The organism is Magnetospirillum sulfuroxidans (assembly GCF_018224925.1).
GTDB classification, from domain to species: domain Bacteria; phylum Pseudomonadota; class Alphaproteobacteria; order Rhodospirillales; family Magnetospirillaceae; genus Magnetospirillum; species Magnetospirillum sulfuroxidans.
Map to the genome: position 1 here is coordinate 1 of NZ_JAGTUF010000014.1, position 18443 is coordinate 18443.

The window sequence follows — 18443 nt, forward strand, 5'->3', positions numbered from 1 at the left end:
GTGGGCCTGGATCTCGGCGATGGTGATGTCCGGCGTCTTGTCGATCAGCCCGAGGATCTCCTCGGCATGCTCCTCCAGCCGATGCGAGTGCCGATCGCCTCCCATGGACTTCGGTTCCGTATGGCCCTCTTGGCGCCAGCGGTTGACCAACTTGATCGCCGTCGATGCCGCCACCCCGAACCGCTTCGCCGCAGAGCGGCAGGACTGGCCGCCCTCGACAGCGGCGATCAGGCGTTTGCGAAGGTCGTTGGAAAGAGGTGCGGTCATGAAGGCTGGCCTCCCTCACCAGCCCTCATCTTGAATCAGATTTCCGCCTCCTGGGGAATCCCCAACGATTCCGTCAGAGCGGGTAATGCTCTAGTTGCCACGACTTCAGGGGCCGCAGGTCGGCCACTGCCGCGACTTCACGGGCCTTGGTGTCCGTGATTTCCAGCAAGACGGATGAGGCGGAGACCGCTTCCAAAATGGAGCAGGTCTTTCCGCGCCATGCCACGGTTGAACCGGGCTTGAAGCTAAACCGCACGGCCATGATCGACCTCCGGCAAGGAAAGTTGGGAACGCATGGTGAGGGGACGGTCCAAATCCGCATGCAACTCAAGCCGGGCCACCATCCCCCATAGGGTCGGCAAAGCCGACGCTCGGTCGGTGCCGAACATGTCCAGCAGGCCCTCGGCCGAGTGCCCCCCTGAGCGCAGCGCCATCAAGATGGTCGCCTTGAAGGCGGGGATTGCGGTGCGATCGCGGAACGGCAACAGGAAGGTGACATTGCCAAGCCGAGGGGTGCGGATATGGATTTCGGTGACCACCGAGAAGCGCCAGCCTCGATCCGCGGCAAAGGTAGAAGCTGCGGCGAAGCGTGACTTCAGTGTCCCTGCCAAGAGGGCCGGATCGGTTGAGAATTTCACCTCCACCAACTTCGGTGCCCCTTGGCGGTAGGTGACGAGGAAGTCCGGGACGTAACTGCGTTTGGCCCCGGCATCATCGCGATAGCTGATGCGGACCGGCTGTTCTTCCAGGCCGACAACGTTGCCATCGAACCGCTGGAGCAGTGCGAAATCCCGTTCCAAGGTGGATTCCACTGCTACGGTTCGGCGACCATCCCCCATGGGGACGCACCCGCTGACACTGCGATAACAAAGGCCGATCCGACGCACGGGCATGGCGCAGTTCCCCCTAACCTGCACAACCGGAAATAAATTCATCGGCGAATGTGTCGGCACTTTGGCACGCGTAAGGTGTTTTGCGGGCAGGCATGCCCAATTCCCGCCGCAATAGGCCGTCGAGCCACGGCCCGACGCCCTCGCCGGCACGGTGCGCCGCCCGGCGTGCGGCCTCCTTCACCTCGGGCGACACACCATCGAGCTTCCAGTAGCGGCCCTTGCCCCAGGGGGCGGCGTTTTCGGAAGCCGCGTCGGCCAGATCGCTCATGGCACTCAGCTTGATGCCGCACAGTGCCACCAGATTGCGGTGTGTCGTCGGCTTTCCTTGCCGCATCAGGATCGCCTTGGCGGCCGCCATCTCGTCCCGGTTGCTGTCTTTGTGCGGCGCTTTCAAGTGCCATTCCACCACGTCAGCGAAGGCAAAGGGGTATTGCTCCTTCGGTCGCTTCCACAGATCGGTGCTGGTCATGCCCATGGCGCGGGCGCCCTCGATCAGGCGCTTTGGCCATTCGCCCATCAGCCAGTGCGCCATGGCGATAACCACGCTTCGTGCTCTTGGGGTCTGCAAGGCGCCGTCGCGGGCACGGGGAACGGCTTCCGGCGGCACCGCCAGGTTTGGGGCCTGTTCCCCGACCCAGGTGCGCAGGGCATGGGCGTGTGGTCCACCCGCCAGAAGGCGAACCAGTACCGCCAGGATATCCAGGGCGGCGAAGGAATAGACCGGCCCGTGGAGGCCGAGAGTCCACCACCCTTGGCCAATGACACGCTGCAAGTCCTGCTGAACCGGCACCACATCCACTGGCGGGGTATCCGCAGTGCAGTGGCGCAGATCAGCGGCGCAGGACGGACACCGCATATCCTGGACACGATCCATGCGCAACACGCTGAAAGGCTCATTGCATACCGGACAGCGATCAAGCAACAGACGCTGATGGATGGGGCACACCGTGACGAAGGACAGCCGCCAATTAAGGCGCAGATAGGGGGCGGCATCTGCGTTCAGACACCACGGGCAGAACTGTTGGCCAAAGCAGCGGCGACCGCCTACGCGTCCTGCCGGCGGCAACCACGGCAGCTTGTTCAGGCCGTCATCATGGGCGAACACGGTTCCGGCCCAGTGCCGGAACGTGGCCTGTACCAATGCATCCCGATCCATTCCAGTGCGATCTGCGAGCAGATACAGCAAGGGATCGTCGGCATAACGGTCCAGGTCGCGGGGAATACGGTCGCCACCGGGCTGCACGATACGGAACAGTTCGACCGGGCGCAGGCCGTTGGCGACAGCGGTCCGGGCGAACCAGGACGACAGGGATTCACCCGGCAACAACCGAGGACATCTGGGCCAGCGATCATCATGAAGCATCGCCTTGCCTCCGAGCTGTGGAGGCCGGGCATCATAGCAGGAACGGGCCGCCTTGTGTTTTAGGCAGAAGGCTCAGTGGCATTAGACATTGGTTTTAGTGATGAAATACAAGAAAAACCCTCCGCCAATTTTCCGTTTATTGGTGGGAGAGGCAGTCGTATTAATCAGGTGCAGTCATTGTTTCGGAAACATCTCCGAGCAGCGTCTCAGGTTGATCTATGTGATCAAGCAGCAGCGCCTGCAACTCCGCTCCTGAGATGCCGCTATGTCCAACCATTGCGACAACCTGTGCCGACATATCCGGCCGGTCAGGAAAGAAGCGGGCGACCATGCGTTCCACGTCTTCCGCCCCCAGCAACCCAACCTCGACATTGCGATCAACGCGGCCAGGGCGGATCAAGGCCGGATCGAGGCGTTCGGGGTGATTGGGTCATGAACAGCAACCGTCCTTCCGAAGCGCCCAGACCATCCAGCGCGTTGAGCAGGCCGCTCAGGCTGAGTTTGCGGTCGGTGTCGTCCCGCCCAGGCGCCACGCCATCCACGTCTTCCAGAACTAACGCTGCGTTGGCAGGCAGCCGGGCCAACAACTCGCGCAGCAGCGAATCATCCAATGACGGCTGTGACAGATCGACCAACGCCAAATCCAGGTCCAACTCGCTGGCCAGCGCACGGATCAGGCTGGTCTTGCCGGTACCCGGCGGACCGCGAAACAGATAGCCCCGCCGCCACGGAATACCTCGTTCACCATACCAAGCCTCCCGGCTCAGGAATGTGCGGGCATCCGCCAGCAAGTTACCCGCAAGACCACCGGGAACGAACACGCTGTTCAGCGGACGCCGGTTAATTCGGCCCAACTCGCTCCATTCGCCATAACTGGTCGCCGTATGCAGGCCGATAGTGCCGGCTCGCTGGCCGTGACTGCGCAGAATGTCGGAGACCAGGGCGGTCAGGACGCCGCGACGGAAGGCCAAGGCGTGAATTTTGAGGGTTTCCCTGTCCCGTCCCTGCTGGTCCGATGCACCCGAGCGGGTATCCTGTGACCGGTCCAACCACAGCCATGTCCGTCCATGACGCAGCAAGTGGCTGCCTTCGCCCGGCACCAACCAGACAGCCTGATCGTCCGTCATCTCCGAGGGAGTCGAGGCGGTGAGCGTACGGCAGGTGCGGGTATAGGGATGATCGCGCAACCACGCCTGGACGGCGCGGAACAGCGGTGACCGGCGGTCGATGGTCAGTGACGGAAACAGGCGCGAACCGAGAACTCGGCAAGCGGCCCACGCCAAACGCCCCAACAAGGCGGCAACCGCCCCCAAGGCGCCAAGTGCCAAGCCGCCGGCGAACACCTGATTATCCCATTGTTGCCGGATCAATGCGGCCAAAGCCTCAAACATGGCTCGACCTCGTCGACAAACAAAAACCGCCGGCACGGGTTTTCCCGTCCGGGGCAGTCAGGGCCATCAGGGGCCAGTTATCGAAAAGGTCGTAGACGCGAGGCTTCTATAGCGCCGCGACCGGAGCCTTTTCAAGAGAATTTGAGGTGGCAGATGGGGGGCTCTGGCCGAGTTCTCGGCCTGACACTTATAAGCCGGACCAATTGGAAAATTGTCGTATGGAGAATGCAGTCTCCGGATTCCACGACTGATCGGCTATCAGTCCACCATACAGGTGGTAATAGTGTTTGTTTTCAGTGATGTGGCGAAGTCGTTTGGCGGCCAATCCGTCTGCGTTATGCCTGTCGCTATCCGGATTAAAGGCACAAAGTCCGGTTTACAGCTGAAACCGACAGACGCTGTAACTTATTGAAAATGCGGAGTTGGCTGGGGGACTAGGATTCGAACCTAGACTGGCGGAGTCAGAGTCCGCTGTCCTACCATTAGACGATCCCCCACCAGGGATTCTAGTCGACGGCCATGGCCATCGGCGAGAGGCGCACCTTCTAACAAAAGCCGTGAGGCTTGGGAAGGGATTTTTTTGGGAATGGACATTTCCCTTGGGTCGGCGGCGGACAAGCGGGTAACATCCCTGCCGCCCCGCTTCCTGGCGTTCCCTTGTGTCCTTGTGAGTTCCGTGTTGAGTGTTGCTTCCGCCCCCCAGACCGATGCCGTGTACGCGGCGCTGGATTTGGGCACCAATAATTGCCGCATGCTGGTGGCGCGTCCCGCCCAAGAGGGGTTTCGCGTCATTGACGCCTTTTCCCGCATCACCCGTCTGGGCGAAGGCTTGGCGGCCAGCGGGGTGTTGTCCGTCACCGCCATGGACCGCACCATTGCCGCGCTGCGGGCCTGCGCCGACAAGATGGTGCGCAATCGGGTGACCCGAGCTCGGCTGGTGGCGACAGAGGCGTGCCGGCGTGCCGCCAATTGCGGCGATTTCGCCCACCGGGTCTGGGCTGAAACCGGGTTGGATCTGGAAATTATTTGCGCCAAGGACGAAGCGCGGCTGGCGCTGGGCGGTTGTTCGTCGTTGATGCGGCCGCAATATCCCTGGGCTTTGGTCTTCGATATCGGCGGTGGTTCAACCGAGTTGATTTGGGTGAAGAACGCGGCCGATGGTCCCCAGGTGCAGGGGGTGGTGTCGCTGCCCCTGGGCGTGGTCACCTTGGCCGAACAGACGGGCGAGGCTTTGCACAGCCCCGCCGGCTATGCCGTCACCGTCGCCCAGATCGCCACCCGATTGGCGGTGTTCGAGGCCGAGCACGCCATCACCCGTCGCTTGCTGATGGGCGAGGTGCAGATGCTGGGGACCTCGGGGACGGTCACCACCTTGGCGGCGCTGCATTTGAATTTGGAACGCTACGACCGCTCGATGATCGATGGGCTGGATCTGCGTCTGGCCGATATCGCCGCCGTTACCACCATGTTGTTGGGGATGAGCGCGTCCGAGCGCGTCGCCCATCCCTGCATCGGCACCGAACGGGCCGATTTGGTGATTGCCGGCTGCGCCATTCTTGAAGCCATGTGCCGTTTGTGGCCATTGTCCAGCCTGCGTGTCGCGGATCGTGGTGTGCGCGAGGGTATTTTGCTGTCCATGATGCGCGAAGACGCCATCTGGACCCGGTCGGAGTAGAAGATGAGCACCAAGGGTAAGAGCGCGGGCGGCGGCGCCAGCAAGGGATCGGGCAGCCGCATGCTGGTCGAGCGGGTCAAGACCGCGCGCGGCCGCAAGCCATCGTCCACCCGCTGGCTGCAACGGCAGTTGAATGACCCCTACGTGCAAGAGGCTCGCAAGCTGGGCTACCGATCCCGCGCCGCCTTTAAGCTGATCGAGCTGGATGACCGCTTTCATATTCTCAAGCCGGGTTTGCGGGTGGTCGATCTGGGGGCCGCGCCCGGCGGCTGGACTCAGGTGGCGGTGCAGCGCGTCGGCGGGCGCGGCAAGATCGTCGGCATGGATATCTTGGAATACGATCCGGTGCCCGGCGCCACCTGCATGCTGGGCGACTTCCTGGCCGACGATTCGCCCGACCGCCTGAAACAGGCCTTGGACGGGCTGGCTGATGTGGTGGTGTCGGACATGGCGGCGCCGACCACCGGCCATCCGCCCACCGACCATTTGCGCATCATCGGCCTGGTCGAGGTGGCGCTGCATTTCGCCCTGGAAGTGCTGGCCCCTGGGGGAACCTTCTTGGCCAAGGTGTTCCAGGGCGGCACTGAAAAGACCTTGCTGGACTTGCTGAAAAAGAACTTCACCACCGTGCGCCATGCCAAGCCGCCGGCCAGCCGCAAGGAATCGGCCGAGACATACGTCATCGCCACCGGCTTCAAGGGCGGGGACGGGGGCAGAGACAGCGACAGCGACAGCGAACAAGGATAAGGGCTGGCCCTTCCCAGCCCCCCGCCGTGATCAGTGTGGCAGCAACTCGCACAGATGTGCGGTCAGTTCGCGCGGGCTGGCGCGACTGAGGTCGCGATCCAGCTCGCCGGTCACCATGGTGCGGGTATGGGCGGTCAGGGTGCTTTCCAATTCGGCCAGCACCGCCCGTGGTCCCACTAACACCAGATGATCGAAGCGTCGCTCGGTGGCGGCGCGGTCCAATTGGCCGGCGATCCGTCCGGTGCAGGCGGGACCCATGGCGGGAACCCCCATGCCGAGAACCGGTTCCAGATCGCGTTGCGGGCCATCGCACCGGTAAATACGGGCGCGGGCACCGTCGGCCACGCAAACCCATGTATGGGATGAACGCATGGCTCTCTCCTTTTCCTCCCACCGCAGTGGCCGGTAAGGTCATCGCGGCAAGGATCATCATAGCATGAATGAAACGTTAATGCCGCCATGGCATGCTTGAGCGCCGAGCTTTTCTGTGTATGATGGCGCGCCAAATCCCGTATCCGCCCACGGAGTTGGCATGCAAATCAAGGAAGCCCTGACGTTCGACGATGTTCTGCTGGTGCCGGCGGAATCCGATGTGTTGCCCAATACGGCCGACACGCGCACCCGCATCACCCGCTCCATCGAATTGGGGATCCCGCTGGTGTCCGCCGCCATGGACACCGTCACCGAATCGCGCTTGGCTATCGCCATGGCCCAGGCCGGCGGCATCGGCGTCATTCACAAGAATTTGGATATCCTGGCCCAGGCGGCGGAAGTCCGCATGGTCAAGAAATTCGAATCGGGCATGGTGGTCAATCCGGTCACGATCCATCCCGATCAACCGCTGGCGGAAGCGCTGCGGTTGATGGCCGATTTCAAGATTTCCGGGATCCCGGTGGTCGAGCGCGGTTCCGGCAAGCTGGTCGGCATCCTCACCAATCGCGATGTCCGCTTTGCCTCGGACGTTAATCAGCCGGTGTCGGAACTGATGACCAAGACCGATCTGGTCACCGTGCGCGAAGGGGTGGAAAAGGAAGAGGCCAAGCGCCTTTTGCACCAGTACCGCATTGAAAAGCTGCTGGTGGTCGATAGCGAATATCGCTGTACCGGTCTGGTCACCGTCAAGGACATCGAAAAGGCCAAGGCCCACCCCAATGCCTGCAAGGACGACCAGGGACGGCTGCGTGTCGCCGCCGCCACCGGCGTTGGTCTCGATGGCATCAAGCGGGCGGAAGCCCTGCTGGAAGCCGGCGTCGACATCGTTGTCGTCGATACCGCCCATGGCCATTCCCGTGGCGTCATCGAGACCGTGCGCCAGATCAAGTTGTTGTCGTCCAAGTCCCAGGTTATCGGCGGCAATATCGCCACCCCCGACGCCGCCCGCGCATTGGCCGATGTCGGCGCCGACGCCGTCAAGGTCGGGATCGGGCCGGGGACCATCTGCACCACCCGCATGGTTGCCGGTGTCGGCGTCCCCCAGCTTTCCGCCATCATGGAAGTGTCCGAGGTCACCCGCGCCGCCGGCATCGGTCTGATCGCCGATGGCGGCATCAAGTATTCCGGCGACATTGCCAAGGCGATTGCCGCCGGCGCCGATTGCGTGATGATCGGTTCGTTGTTCGCCGGCACCGAGGAAAGTCCGGGCGAGGTGTTTTTGTTCCAGGGACGCTCGTACAAATCCTATCGCGGCATGGGCTCGATTGGCGCCATGGCGCGCGGTTCTGCCGACCGTTATTTCCAGGCCGACGTCAATGACAGCCTGAAACTGGTCCCCGAAGGCGTCGAGGGCCGGGTCCCTTACAAGGGGCCGGTGGGCACCGTGGTTCATCAGTTGGTGGGCGGACTGCGCGCGGGCATGGGCTATACCGGCAACGGCACCATCGGCGACATGCAAACCCGTTGCACGTTCCGCCGCATCACCAATGCCGGCTTGCGCGAAAGTCATGTCCATGACATCGCCATCACCAAGGAAGCGCCCAACTACAAGTCCGAATAACCGGACGTCCCGTCGGGATTATTCGATGAAAAGGTCCCCCATCCGATGCGGATGGGGGCTTTTTCTTTGCCCCCGCCTTGGCGTAAGCTGAATCTCCACGCCAACGAGGTCGGCATGTTCGGTTTTTTCAAGAATAAGTTCGAAAAGGATGCCCAGGCGGCCATAGAACGGCGGGCGCAGCAGATGGCGCCCAAGGCTGCCGCCAAGGTGGTCAAGCCGGCGCCGGGGCCATCGACGCGGGACCAGGACATCGCCCGCATGCAATCCCAGGTCGGGGCGTTCGTCACCCCCGAGCGTCAGGCGTTGATTCAAAATGCGTTGAAGGTGCAGCGGGCCAAGCGTCAGATCCTCGACCAATTGGACGATGAAAGCCGGGCCAAGCTGGTGGCCATGGCCATCACCGCCTTGATGCAAGAAGTTGATTCGCCCACGAACAAAAAGAAATAGGAACGCCCCGTCTTGTCCGTTGATCCCATTGCCCTGGCCAAAGGCGTTTTGGCCGGTGACCGTCGCTCGGTGGCTCGTGCCATTACGCTGATCGAATCCACCCGCGTCGATCACCGCGAAGCGGCGGAAGCTCTGCTGCATGAAATCCTGCCCCATTCCGGTCGCTCAATCCGTGTCGGCATCACCGGCGTGCCCGGCGCCGGCAAATCCACCTTCATCGAGGCCTTTGGCCTGCACGTGGTCGAGCAGGGGCACAAATTGGCGGTGCTGGCGGTGGACCCGTCCTCGCCGCGCACCGGCGGTTCGATCCTGGGGGACAAGACCCGCATGGAGGAATTGTCGCGCGATATTCGCGCCTTCATCCGCCCCAGCCCGTCAAGCTGCACCCTGGGCGGGGTGGCGCGGCGCACGCGTGAGGCCATGTTGGTGTGCGAGGCCGCCGGCTTTGACGTGGTGGTGGTGGAAACCGTCGGTGTCGGGCAAAGCGAAACCGCGGTTGCCGACATGGTTGATATGTTCTTGCTGTTGTTGGTTCCCGGTGGCGGCGACGAATTGCAAGGCATCAAGAAAGGCATCGTCGAATTGGCCGACGCCATCGTCGTCAACAAGGCCGATGGCGATTTGGCGCAGGCGGCCAAGCGAGCGGCGCAAGATTACAGCAATGCCCTGCATTTGCTGACGCCGGCCAGCGCCGCCTGGGCGGTTCCGGTGCTGACCTGTTCGGCGCTGGAACGCGCCGGGGTGGCCGATGTCTGGTCGACCATCGGCCAATACCGTGACACCATGCAAGGCTGTGGCCGATTCAGTGGCCGTCGGGCCGAACAGGCCCAGGCCTGGATGTGGAATGAAATCGCCGAAACCTTGTTGCAGACGCTCAAGGATGACAACGCCGTGGCGGCTTTGCTGCCGACGTTGGAACGTCAAGTGACCAGCGGTCTGATGGCGCCGACCGTGGCGGCGCGGCGTTTGGTTCACGCGTTTCGTCACAATTAGACTCAGACTTTATACCTATGCGTCAGTCGCTTTGCGTTGTATGACCAGTCAAGATATGCTGCATTTGCAACATGCTGAACCCCAGGACTTATAATGCCCTCGTCGCCCCCCGTTTCCGCTCAAGACTTGTTGATCCTGAAAAGGGAAATGGTTGGACTGTTCGGCCATTTGCAACGTATCCGCAAGGAGCTGGCGGCGCTTAATCCGCCAGGGGCAGAGGACCATTTCGGCTCGATGTCGGAACAGCTCGACGCCATCGTTTCGGCGACCGAAGGCGCCACCAACACCATCATGGAAAGCGTCGAGGGGGTCGATACCCTGATGAGCGACGCCCGAGCCCTCACCGAGGATCCCAAGCTCAGGGCAATCTTCGACGAGGTCACCGACAAGGTGAATATGGTGTTCGAGGCCTGCTCGTTTCAAGACATCACCGGCCAGCGGGTGACCAAGGTGGTCAATTCCATGAAATTCGTGGAAGAACGCATCAATTCCATCATCTTCACCTGGGGTCGTGACGAGTTGACCAAGGTGGTGGTCGAGTTGAAGGAAGAGAAAGATCCCGACAAGAAGCTGTTGCACGGCCCGCAATTGCCCGGCCAAGGGGTGACGCAGACCGATGTGGATAAGTTGTTCAACCAAGATGATATCGACAAGCTGTTCGGCTGAACGAAAAGAGTCTGAATCCGCTTGACGAAAGGGTCCCCGCCCCTTAAAAACGCGGCTTCCCAGCATTGCCTGGACCCGGATTACCTGTGGCGCCGATATCGCGCGCCCCAAGCGAACAAAAGAGAGGATGTCACCATGGCCCGTCGTTGCTCCATCACCGGCAAGGGCGTTCTGACCGGTAACAACGTCAGCCACGCGAACAACAAGAGCCGTCGCCGCTTTCTGCCCAACCTGCAGGAGACCTCGGTCCTGTCCGACGCGCTGGGCCAGATGGTTCGCCTGAAGGTCACGACCCGTGGCCTGAAGACCATTGAACACAATGGCGGTCTGGATAGCTTCTTGCTGACCACCAATGATTCGCGCCTGCCGCTGGAAGCTCGCCGCTTGAAGAAGCGCGTCGCCAAGGCCATGGCCTCCAAGCAGGCCGCCGCCGCCGTCTAATCGACGCCGACGCACTGATACGAAAAAGCCCGGCGGATGCCGGGCTTTTTTGTGCGCCTTCTCTGATCCTTTCCCAGCCCTCTTTTTTTGCCATGTGCCCAAAGACGCGATAACGCTTTAAAGTTGTCTTTTATTTTCTCTCCCCCTACCATTTCCTGATTTCGAGGGGGAAGGGAGGAGGGCATGCTTTGGCGGAATGTCGTGATTTCGGCCGGCATTTGCACGCTTTCGGCATGTGTTCATGGCGGCGGCGCGATGCAGCCGATTGCATCGCGCCCAATGGATAGCGCCCAAGCTGTCCAAAGCCTGTCCTTCCCATGGAAGGGGGCGGTCGCGGCATTGTCGACGCAGGTTTTCGCTCATGAGGGCCGCGTGGCCTTGTGTGGTTATTACAAGCTGTTTGCCGCCGAAGATCGCACGGCGGAGATTCGCGCGGCTATGGCCACCCCTGGTTCGGTGGTGACGGTGACCACGATGCAAAGCCGGAAAGTGCTCAAATTCGACGCCAAATTCATTGATGTGGTTTTCCAGCCCATAGAAATAGACAAGGGAGCCAAGCTGATTGGCGGCAGTGACGGCAAACCGGCAAAGTGTGTGGTCAGCGAGCAGGCATGGAGTAGCGAATTTGCCGCCCCGCTCATTGGCCTCCAGTTGCTGATCCGCGACCCCAGGCAACGAGCACAGAGTGTCGTCAAATGAGGATGGGGTGGTTTTGTCTGGCGGCGCTGATGCTCGTCTTACCCGCATGCGTGAAGCGGGTGCCGATCGCCACTTATGATCGGCTCGACGAACAAAAGGTCGGAACGCAGGCGGGCGATACCGTCGAGACGCTGCCCTGGGTTGTCGGCACACGCCCGGTTACCGGGTTTAGCGCCATTCGGGCCTTTGACCGTGGCGGCAAACTGGCGGTTTGCGGCAGTGTCGTCATGGTCGGAAGGGCCGCCGACATCAAGGTGATCAATCAGCGTTTTGCCGATATCAAATCTATTTTTCTGCTGGGTGACGCCACCGCAGCCCCCCATCAAGTGGCGATCCGTCCGACCTTCATGCGCCGGCACGTTCTGGAGGCGGACGCGCTCGGCACCGCGGTCGGGTCGATCGATTTCGCCCGCTATCCGGGCCAGTGCGTCGTCACCGAATTTCCCTGGCAATCCGGTTATGCGACCGCGCACCGCCTGCTTCTGGTGCAACCTTAGAGCGCCGGGCGTTAACATCAGGATCACTTCGTGACGGGGCTGCCGCCCCGGCCCAGCCTGGGGTGAACCCCAGACCCCCTTCTTTTTAATCAATAAAATCAAAGGGGACCGGGGTTCGCCCCGGGTGGGTTTGGGCGATAGCCCATTTGCGAAGCAATCCTACGGGCGCTTCCGATTTAACGCTCGGCGCTCTAAGCCGGCGCAACGATGCGCCCGGCACCCGAGGGCGCCGGGGATCGGTTGCGATCACCGGGATATGGTATCAGTCGTCGCCCATCTTAAGCGCGGCCAGAAAGGCTGATTGCGGGATTTCGACGCGGCCGAACTGGCGCATGCGCTTTTTGCCTTCCTTTTGCTTTTCCAGCAGCTTGCGCTTGCGGCTGACGTCGCCGCCATAGCACTTGGCCAGCACGTCCTTGCGCAGGGCGCTGATGGATTCGCGGGCGACGATGCGGCCGCCGATGGCGGCTTGAATGGCGATCTGGAACATCTGACGCGGGATCAGTTCCTTCAGTCGGCTACAGATGCCGCGTCCGCGGCTTTCGGCATTGGCGCGGTGGACGATGAAGGCCAGGGCATCGACGGGTTCCTGGTTGACCAGGATGGAGACCTTGACCAGATCGCTTTCGGTGTAGCAATCAATCTCGTAATCGAAGCTGGCATAGCCGCGGGAAATGGATTTCAAGCGGTCGTAGAAATCGAACACCACTTCGTTCAAGGGCAGCTTATAGACGGCCATGGCGCGGTTGCCGGCATAGGTCAGGTCAAGCTGCTGGCCGCGCCGTTCGGTGCACAATTGCAAGATGGAGCCCAGATATTCATCGGGCACCATGATGGTCGCCTTGATCCACGGCTCTTCCACATGGTCGATCAGGCCCTGATCGGGCATGTCGGCCGGGTTGTGCAATTCCTGCATCGTGCCGTTGGTCATGTGGACGTGATAGACCACCGAAGGCGCCGTGGTGATCAGGTCCAGATTGAATTCGCGTTCCAGCCGTTCCTGGATGATTTCCAGGTGCAGCAGGCCCAAGAAGCCGCAGCGAAAGCCAAAGCCCAGGGCGGCCGAGGTTTCCGGCTCGTACTGGAAGCTGGCGTCGTTCAGGCGCAGCTTGGCCAAGCTGTCGCGCAAATCCTCGTAATCGGCGGCATCAATGGGGAACAGGCCGCACCACACCACCGGGATCGACGGCTTGAAGCCGGCCAGGGCGGTGGCGGCGGGTTTCTTGTCGTCGGTGATGGTGTCGCCGACATTGGTATCGGCCACCGCCTTGATGCCGGCGGTGATGAAGCCCATCTCGCCCGGACGCAAGGCGTCGGCCTTGATCATCTTGGGCGTGAAGTAACCGACCGAATCCACTTCATAGGCCGAGCCGTTGGCCATCATGCGGATCTTCATGCCGCGCTTCAAAACGCCGTTCTTGACCCGGACCAGGATGATGACGCCCAGATAGGCGTCGTACCAGGAATCGACCAGCAGCGCCTGCAAATCGGCTTTCTCGTCGCCTTCCGGGCAGGGCAGGCGGGTGACCAGGGCTTCCAGCACGTCGACGATGCCGATGCCCGACTTGGCCGAGATCATCACCGCGTCCGACGCGTCCAGGCCGATGACGTCTTCGACCTGCTGCTTGACCCGTTCCGGCTCGGCTGCCGGCAAGTCGATCTTGTTCAAGACCGGCACGATCTCGTGCCCGGCATCCAGGGCTTGATAGACGTTGGCCAGGGTCTGCGCCTCGACGCCTTGGCTGGCGTCGACCACCAGGATCGAGCCTTCACAGGCGGCGAGCGAGCGGCTGACCTCGTAGGCGAAATCGACGTGGCCGGGGGTGTCCATCAGGTTGAGCTGATAGGTCTTGCCGTCCTTGGCCGCATAGGCCAGGCGGACGGTCTGAGCCTTGATGGTGATGCCGCGCTCGCGCTCGATATCCATGGAATCGAGCATCTGCTCTTTCATGTCGCGCAGTTCGACGGCGCCACATTCCTGGATCAGGCGGTCGGCAAGGGTCGATTTGCCATGGTCGATATGGGCGATGATGGCGAAGTTGCGGATGTGCTCGAGCTTGGTCATGGACTTCTTATGTAAGGCCGGATGAATCGTGGGAACATAGGGCCTTGCGCGACTTTTGGAAAGGGCGGAGCGTGTTGCTCCGCCCTTTGCGCTATCAGAACCCGGCCAGCACCAGTTTGCCGACCGCGTGGCCGTCCTCGATCAGGCCATGGGCCATGCGCAGATTGGTGGAGTTGATGCGGCCCAAAACCAGCGTCTGGGTGCTGCGCAGCACCCCTTGATCGACCAGTTCGGCCACCTGTTTCAACAAATCGTGTTGCGCGATCATGTCATTGGTTTGGAACAGCGAGCGGGTGAACATGAATTCCCAATGGATGGACACCGCCTTGCGCTTGAACAGGCCGATGTCGAAGCCCTTGGGATCGTCGATCAGGCCCAGCGCGCCTTGGGGGGCGATGATCTCGGCCAGGGCGGCCTGGTGCTGGTCGGTATTGGTCAGGCCCAGGATCAACTCGGCGCCGCCCAGGTCCAAATCCCGCCATTGCGCAACCAGGTCTTGCGAATGGTCGATGACGTGGTGAGCGCCCAGATCCAGGCACCATTGCCGGCTTTCGGGGCGCGAGGCGGTGGCGATGACGGTCAGGCCGGTCAACTGACGGGCCAGTTGGATGGCGGCCGAGCCGACGCCGCCGGCGCCGCCGACGATCAGCACCGATTTGCGGTCCCCGGCGGTGACCCCCAGGCGGTCGAACAGCAATTCCCACGCGGTGATGAAGGTCAGGGGCATGGCGGCGGCGGCGGCGAAATCCAGGCTGTCCGGCATGGCTGCGGCGATGCGTTCATCGACCAGATGCAGCTCGGCATTGCTGCCGGGGCGGTCGATGGCGCCGGCATGGAACACGCGGTCGCCGAGCTTGAACAAGGTGACCTCGGGGCCGGTGGCGATGACGACGCCGGCGGCGTCATAGCCCAGAACCTTGGCGGCGCCGGCGGGATCGACATTGCGGCGCACCTTGGTGTCCACCGGATTGACGGCGATGGCTTCGATGCGGACCAGCAGGTCGCGGCCCTGGGCGACCGGATCGGGCAGCTCGATATCTTCAAGCGAGGAAGGATCGGTGATGGGCAGGCTGTGGCGATAGGCAATGGCACGCATGGATCGAACTCCGCTGACTGGTGTGGCGGATATATGGGGTGTTACCGATCAATCTCGCAAGAATGCACATTTTTGGTGTATAGTACCCAAAAGGATACCAATGAGGTTTCCCATGGCGCACAAGACCTATGATTGTTCGCCCGGCTGCCCGGTCGAGGCGACTTTGGAAAAGATCGGCGGCAAGTGGAAGGGCGTCGTGCTCTATCACCTGCTGGAAGGCGTGCATCGGTTTAGCGAATTGCGGCGCAAGCTGCCCAACATCACCCAGCGCATGCTGACCAAGCAATTGCGGGAATTGGAAAGTTCCGGGCTGGTGTCGCGCACCATTTATGCCGAAGTTCCGCCTCGGGTGGAATATAGCCTGACCGATCTGGGCGAAACCTTGCGGCCGGTGGTGGTGGCGTTGAAAGCCTGGGGCGATTCCCATGGCGATTCCACCGTTCGATTACACTCGTCGGCCGCGTGAGCAAGGGGGGAAAGACCATGCCGTTCCTGTCCAAGACCGATACGGCCCCTGAGGCCGAGCCCCATCTCAGGCGGCAGCGCAATCGCATCGCCGGATTATGGGCGGCGGAATTGTTGGGGTTGCTGGGCCAAGCCGCCCGCGATTACGCCCATGATGTCGCCCATGCCCACGACCATGATCATGATGGTGACGAAAAACTGGTGCAGCGTCTGGTCAAGGATCTGCGCGGCAAGGTGGGCGGGCATGAAATCCGTGAAAAACTGGGGCACCTTTGGCACGAGGCCCGCCGTCAATTGCAGGGTGGCGATCACCCCAAATCCTGAACCCTGATGGGATCGGAGTGATCCCGTCAGGGGGAGGATTGCCGTTCTTCGCTGACGCCCGATGGTCAAGGCGCCATCACCCGGCGCGGGCGTGGCGGCTTTGGCTGATCAGCTGCAACAAGGTCGCCAATCCCGCCGAGATGACGCCGACGCTGGTGACCCCCAGCCAACCACCATAGGTCCAGGCCACGGTCGCGGCGGCCGAGCCGGCGGCGCCGCCCAGGAACATGACGCCCATGAAGATGGTGTTGATGCGGGCGCGGGCTTGGGGCCGCAGGGCGTAAACGATGTGTTGGTTGGAGACCAGGGCGCTTTGCATGGCGAAATCCAGGATGGTCACGCCGACGATCATGCCGATCAGCGAATTCCAAAGACCGAAGATCAGCCAGGACACCAGAACCAGGATGGCGCCGGCGGCGATCACCCGGTGCGGGCCGCGCTTGTCGGCCATGTGTCCGGCCAGGGGCGCGGCCAGGATGCCGACGGCGCCGACCACCCCGAACAGGCCGGCGACGTCCGGGCCTAACCCAAAGCGCGGATCGTGCAGGCGCAGGGCCAGGATGGCCCAAAAGGCGCTGAAGGCGGCGAAGAGCAGACTTTGGGTGACGGCCGCCAATCGCAATTGGGCGAATTCGCGCCATAATCCCGTCAACGACCGCATCAGCGCGCCATAGCCCAGGGAATTTTCAGGCTGACTGTGGGGCAGGCGCAGCGCCATCCATCCGGCCGCGGCCAAGGCCAAGGGCACCCCCAACCAGAACATCGCCCGCCATCCCGCATGGGTGGCGACCAAGCCGGCCAAGGTGCGGCTGAGCAGGATGCCGCACAGCAGGCCGGCCATGATTGTGCCGACGGTGGCGCCCCGCCGCTCTGGCGCCGCCAGATGGGCGGCGAGGGGGACGATCTGCTGGGCGACGGTGGCCGCCGCCCCCACCACCAACGAGGCCAAGATGACCAAGGCGGCATTGGGCGCCAGTGCGGTGGCGGTCAAGGCCAGGGCCAACATCAGGAACAAGGTGACGATCAGGCGGCGGCGTTCGACCAGATCGCCCAACGGCACCAGCAGGAACAACCCGGCGGCATAACCCAATTGCGTCGTCGTGGCGATATAGGCGGTGGCGGCGCCGGGCAGATCATGCTGCATCACCGCCAGCATGGGCTGGTTGTAATAGATATTGGCCACCGCCAAACCGGTGGCGACGGCCATGGACAGGGTCAATCCGCGGCCGAGACCCGGCGAGCGAAGCCCTTCGGGACTGGGACCAGGGTCAAGGGGGGTTTGAGATGGCTGCATGATCGATTCCCGGCCGCGTGTGCGCTGCGTTGATTTCAAGGGCTGAGGCGTTGGGATTGCCCATTGCCGTCTGCCGAGAAGTTTACGAATAATATCCATATGATGGGTAGTGTGGCATTTCGATATGTCTGCATAACGGATTTTGATGCAATGAATCTGACCGATGTCGCCGTTTTCGTCGAAGCTGTTTCGGCCGGCAGTCTGGCCGCCGCCGCTCGGAAGCTGGAGATCGCCGCCATGGCGGCGACACGGCGTCTGGCGGCGCTGGAAAGCGAACTGGCCGTTCGGCTTGTTCACCGCACCACGCGGGCGCTGGCCCTGACGGCCGAGGGCGAGGCGTTCTTGCCCTATGCGCAGGCGCTGCTGGAGGAGGCGGCCAATGGCCGCGCCGCCATCCGGCCGCCGGAAACCGGGGCGTCGGGCCTGTTGCGGGTCACCTCGTCGGTCCCTTTTGGCCGCAAAGTGGTGATGGCCATGCTGCCGGCTTTCATGCATGCCAACCCGCTGGTTCGGGTTGATCTGCTGCAAGTCGATACCATGGTCGACATTGTGTCCCAGGGAATTGACCTGGCCATTCGCATCGCGCCCTTGCGCGACAGCACTTTGGTGGCGCGCAAACTGGCCGACAGCCCGCGTCGGCTTTATGTGGCGCCGGCTTATGTGGCCGCGCATGGCATGCCGCGCCAATTGAACGATCTGACGCGGCATGAATGTCTGGCTATTTCCGGCACCAGCCACTGGGCCTTTGATTGCGGTGGGCGAGGGGTGCGGCAGAAAATCGCCTGCCGATTTACCGCCAATTCCATCGAAGCCTTGCATCAAGCCTGCCTGGACGGGCTTGGCGTCACCATTTTGGCCGATTGGAATGCGGCCGAAGACGTGGCGGCGGGGCGTCTGCTTGCGGTGCCCTTGATTGACGCGCAACCCGAAGGTCTGGGGATCTGGGCGGTTTATCCTTCGGCCCGGCTGCTGCTGCCCAAGGTTCGGCTGTTTGTCGAGGCGTTGAAGACCCATCTGGATGCGGCCTAATGCCTTGGAATCCTTGATGTGGCGTGTTCCCCGGCCGGCGCTGTCGTCTTGAGGGGATAAAGAAATGAAAAATCACTTGCCAGATGCAAATGCGAATG

The 18443-nt window shown here is 62.1% G+C and carries 22 protein-coding genes and 1 tRNA gene; 12 read left to right on the forward strand and 11 right to left on the reverse strand.

Going from position 1 to position 18443, the window contains the following annotated elements:
* From KEC16_RS13770 to KEC16_RS13800, 7 genes are all read right to left on the reverse strand, one after another.
* Positions 1–267: helix-turn-helix domain-containing protein (locus tag KEC16_RS13770; protein ID WP_211549894.1), on the reverse strand; the 267-nt coding region annotated here is incomplete at its 3' end.
* A 73-nt stretch (positions 268–340) separates the two neighbouring features.
* The gene (locus KEC16_RS13775; RefSeq protein WP_211549896.1) at positions 341–529 is read right to left on the reverse strand and encodes a hypothetical protein; all 189 of its coding nucleotides are present in this window, start codon (positions 527–529) and stop codon (positions 341–343) included.
* Positions 513–1067 (reverse strand): TnsA endonuclease N-terminal domain-containing protein, encoded by a 555-nt coding sequence (locus KEC16_RS13780; RefSeq protein WP_249209189.1) that lies wholly within the window; start codon positions 1065–1067, stop codon positions 513–515. Before KEC16_RS13780 ends, KEC16_RS13775 begins: the two co-directional genes overlap by 17 nt.
* Before the next feature lie 106 nt (positions 1068–1173).
* On the reverse strand, positions 1174–2523 hold the full coding sequence (locus KEC16_RS13785; RefSeq protein ID WP_211549900.1) for a TniQ family protein: 1350 nt from the start codon (positions 2521–2523) through the stop codon (positions 1174–1176).
* 160 nt (positions 2524–2683) lie between these two features.
* The gene (locus tag KEC16_RS13790) at positions 2684–2863 is read right to left on the reverse strand and encodes a hypothetical protein (RefSeq protein ID WP_211549902.1); all 180 of its coding nucleotides are present in this window, start codon (positions 2861–2863) and stop codon (positions 2684–2686) included.
* Positions 2864–2900: 37 nt separating this feature from the next.
* Positions 2901–3914, reverse strand: coding sequence for an AAA family ATPase (locus tag KEC16_RS13795; protein ID WP_211549903.1), 1014 nt, complete (start codon positions 3912–3914; stop codon positions 2901–2903).
* 423 nt (positions 3915–4337) lie between these two features.
* A tRNA-Gln gene (locus KEC16_RS13800) sits at positions 4338–4411 on the reverse strand.
* A gap of 89 nt (positions 4412–4500) precedes the next feature.
* Here KEC16_RS13800 and KEC16_RS13805 point away from each other — a divergent pair.
* Together KEC16_RS13805 and KEC16_RS13810 are read left to right on the forward strand one after the other, a co-directional pair.
* Positions 4501–5589: a Ppx/GppA phosphatase family protein gene (locus tag KEC16_RS13805; RefSeq protein ID WP_249209190.1), complete on the forward strand. Its 1089-nt coding sequence runs from the start codon at positions 4501–4503 to the stop codon at positions 5587–5589.
* 3 nt (positions 5590–5592) lie between these two features.
* Complete coding sequence (locus KEC16_RS13810; protein ID WP_211549905.1) at positions 5593–6336, forward strand: RlmE family RNA methyltransferase; 744 nt, start codon at positions 5593–5595, stop codon at positions 6334–6336.
* A 30-nt stretch (positions 6337–6366) separates the two neighbouring features.
* Here the strand turns inward: KEC16_RS13810 and KEC16_RS13815 are convergent, their stop codons facing one another.
* Positions 6367–6708 (reverse strand): host attachment protein, encoded by a 342-nt coding sequence (locus KEC16_RS13815; protein WP_211549907.1) that lies wholly within the window; start codon positions 6706–6708, stop codon positions 6367–6369.
* A gap of 160 nt (positions 6709–6868) precedes the next feature.
* Here KEC16_RS13815 and guaB point away from each other — a divergent pair, with 160 nt between their 5' ends.
* The 7 genes from guaB (at position 6869) to KEC16_RS13850 (ending at position 12072) form a co-directional block, all read left to right on the forward strand.
* On the forward strand, positions 6869–8329 hold the full coding sequence (gene guaB, locus KEC16_RS13820; RefSeq protein ID WP_211549909.1) for an IMP dehydrogenase: 1461 nt from the start codon (positions 6869–6871) through the stop codon (positions 8327–8329).
* 114 nt (positions 8330–8443) lie between these two features.
* Positions 8444–8776: a hypothetical protein gene (locus tag KEC16_RS13825; protein WP_211549911.1), complete on the forward strand. Its 333-nt coding sequence runs from the start codon at positions 8444–8446 to the stop codon at positions 8774–8776.
* A 12-nt stretch (positions 8777–8788) separates the two neighbouring features.
* Positions 8789–9769, forward strand: coding sequence for a methylmalonyl Co-A mutase-associated GTPase MeaB (gene meaB, locus KEC16_RS13830; RefSeq protein WP_211549913.1), 981 nt, complete (start codon positions 8789–8791; stop codon positions 9767–9769).
* Positions 9770–9916: 147 nt separating this feature from the next.
* Positions 9917–10435, forward strand: a complete 519-nt coding sequence (locus tag KEC16_RS13835; RefSeq protein WP_249209191.1) for a protein phosphatase CheZ — start codon at positions 9917–9919, stop codon at positions 10433–10435.
* A gap of 135 nt (positions 10436–10570) precedes the next feature.
* Positions 10571–10876, forward strand: a complete 306-nt coding sequence (rpmB, locus tag KEC16_RS13840) for a 50S ribosomal protein L28 (protein ID WP_211549917.1) — start codon at positions 10571–10573, stop codon at positions 10874–10876.
* Positions 10877–11059: 183 nt separating this feature from the next.
* Complete coding sequence (locus KEC16_RS13845) at positions 11060–11575, forward strand: hypothetical protein (RefSeq protein WP_211549919.1); 516 nt, start codon at positions 11060–11062, stop codon at positions 11573–11575.
* Positions 11576–11604: 29 nt separating this feature from the next.
* Positions 11605–12072 carry a hypothetical protein gene (locus KEC16_RS13850; protein WP_211549921.1) on the forward strand — a complete coding sequence of 156 codons (468 nt, stop codon included), beginning with the start codon at positions 11605–11607 and terminating at the stop codon, positions 12070–12072.
* 262 nt (positions 12073–12334) lie between these two features.
* On the opposite strand, the gene lepA is transcribed toward KEC16_RS13850, so the two are convergent.
* Positions 12335–14137, reverse strand: a complete 1803-nt coding sequence (gene lepA, locus KEC16_RS13855; protein WP_211549923.1) for a translation elongation factor 4 — start codon at positions 14135–14137, stop codon at positions 12335–12337.
* 94 nt (positions 14138–14231) lie between these two features.
* Complete coding sequence (locus KEC16_RS13860) at positions 14232–15233, reverse strand: zinc-binding alcohol dehydrogenase family protein (RefSeq protein ID WP_211549925.1); 1002 nt, start codon at positions 15231–15233, stop codon at positions 14232–14234.
* A gap of 112 nt (positions 15234–15345) precedes the next feature.
* Here KEC16_RS13860 and KEC16_RS13865 point away from each other — a divergent pair, with 112 nt between their 5' ends.
* The gene (locus KEC16_RS13865) at positions 15346–15699 is read left to right on the forward strand and encodes a winged helix-turn-helix transcriptional regulator (protein ID WP_211549927.1); all 354 of its coding nucleotides are present in this window, start codon (positions 15346–15348) and stop codon (positions 15697–15699) included.
* Between the two features lie 17 nt (positions 15700–15716).
* A complete protein-coding gene (locus KEC16_RS13870) occupies positions 15717–16022 on the forward strand; it encodes an ATPase inhibitor subunit zeta (protein WP_211549929.1) in 306 nt (101 codons plus the stop codon).
* 76 nt (positions 16023–16098) lie between these two features.
* Here KEC16_RS13870 and KEC16_RS13875 read toward each other — a convergent pair whose 3' ends face one another.
* On the reverse strand, positions 16099–17316 hold the full coding sequence (locus KEC16_RS13875; RefSeq protein WP_249209192.1) for an MFS transporter: 1218 nt from the start codon (positions 17314–17316) through the stop codon (positions 16099–16101).
* Between the two features lie 150 nt (positions 17317–17466).
* On the opposite strand from KEC16_RS13875, the gene KEC16_RS13880 reads away from it, so the two are divergent.
* Positions 17467–18345 (forward strand): LysR family transcriptional regulator, encoded by an 879-nt coding sequence (locus tag KEC16_RS13880; protein WP_211549931.1) that lies wholly within the window; start codon positions 17467–17469, stop codon positions 18343–18345.
* Positions 18346–18443 lie beyond the last annotated feature (98 nt).

Excerpts from the sequence above, each read along its gene's own strand:
- KEC16_RS13775 (WP_211549896.1), bottom strand. The coding sequence starts at position 529 with ATGGCCGTGCGGTTTAGCTTCAAGCCCGGTTCAACCGTGGCATGGCGC.
- KEC16_RS13785 (WP_211549900.1), bottom strand. The coding sequence starts at position 2,523 with ATGCTTCATGATGATCGCTGGCCCAGATGTCCTCGGTTGTTGCCGGGT.
- KEC16_RS13795 (WP_211549903.1), bottom strand. The coding sequence starts at position 3,914 with ATGTTTGAGGCTTTGGCCGCATTGATCCGGCAACAATGGGATAATCAG.
- KEC16_RS13805 (WP_249209190.1), top strand. The coding sequence starts at position 4,501 with ATGGACATTTCCCTTGGGTCGGCGGCGGACAAGCGGGTAACATCCCTG.
- KEC16_RS13810 (WP_211549905.1), top strand. The coding sequence starts at position 5,593 with ATGAGCACCAAGGGTAAGAGCGCGGGCGGCGGCGCCAGCAAGGGATCG.
- KEC16_RS13815 (WP_211549907.1), bottom strand. The coding sequence starts at position 6,708 with ATGCGTTCATCCCATACATGGGTTTGCGTGGCCGACGGTGCCCGCGCC.
- guaB (WP_211549909.1), top strand. The coding sequence starts at position 6,869 with ATGCAAATCAAGGAAGCCCTGACGTTCGACGATGTTCTGCTGGTGCCG.
- KEC16_RS13825 (WP_211549911.1), top strand. The coding sequence starts at position 8,444 with ATGTTCGGTTTTTTCAAGAATAAGTTCGAAAAGGATGCCCAGGCGGCC.
- KEC16_RS13835 (WP_249209191.1), top strand. The coding sequence starts at position 9,917 with ATGGTTGGACTGTTCGGCCATTTGCAACGTATCCGCAAGGAGCTGGCG.
- rpmB (WP_211549917.1), top strand. The coding sequence starts at position 10,571 with ATGGCCCGTCGTTGCTCCATCACCGGCAAGGGCGTTCTGACCGGTAAC.
- KEC16_RS13845 (WP_211549919.1), top strand. The coding sequence starts at position 11,060 with ATGCTTTGGCGGAATGTCGTGATTTCGGCCGGCATTTGCACGCTTTCG.
- KEC16_RS13850 (WP_211549921.1), top strand. The coding sequence starts at position 11,605 with ATGCTCGTCTTACCCGCATGCGTGAAGCGGGTGCCGATCGCCACTTAT.
- lepA (WP_211549923.1), bottom strand. The coding sequence starts at position 14,137 with ATGACCAAGCTCGAGCACATCCGCAACTTCGCCATCATCGCCCATATC.
- KEC16_RS13860 (WP_211549925.1), bottom strand. The coding sequence starts at position 15,233 with ATGCGTGCCATTGCCTATCGCCACAGCCTGCCCATCACCGATCCTTCC.
- KEC16_RS13865 (WP_211549927.1), top strand. The coding sequence starts at position 15,346 with ATGGCGCACAAGACCTATGATTGTTCGCCCGGCTGCCCGGTCGAGGCG.
- KEC16_RS13870 (WP_211549929.1), top strand. The coding sequence starts at position 15,717 with ATGCCGTTCCTGTCCAAGACCGATACGGCCCCTGAGGCCGAGCCCCAT.
- KEC16_RS13875 (WP_249209192.1), bottom strand. The coding sequence starts at position 17,316 with ATGCAGCCATCTCAAACCCCCCTTGACCCTGGTCCCAGTCCCGAAGGG.
- KEC16_RS13880 (WP_211549931.1), top strand. The coding sequence starts at position 17,467 with ATGAATCTGACCGATGTCGCCGTTTTCGTCGAAGCTGTTTCGGCCGGC.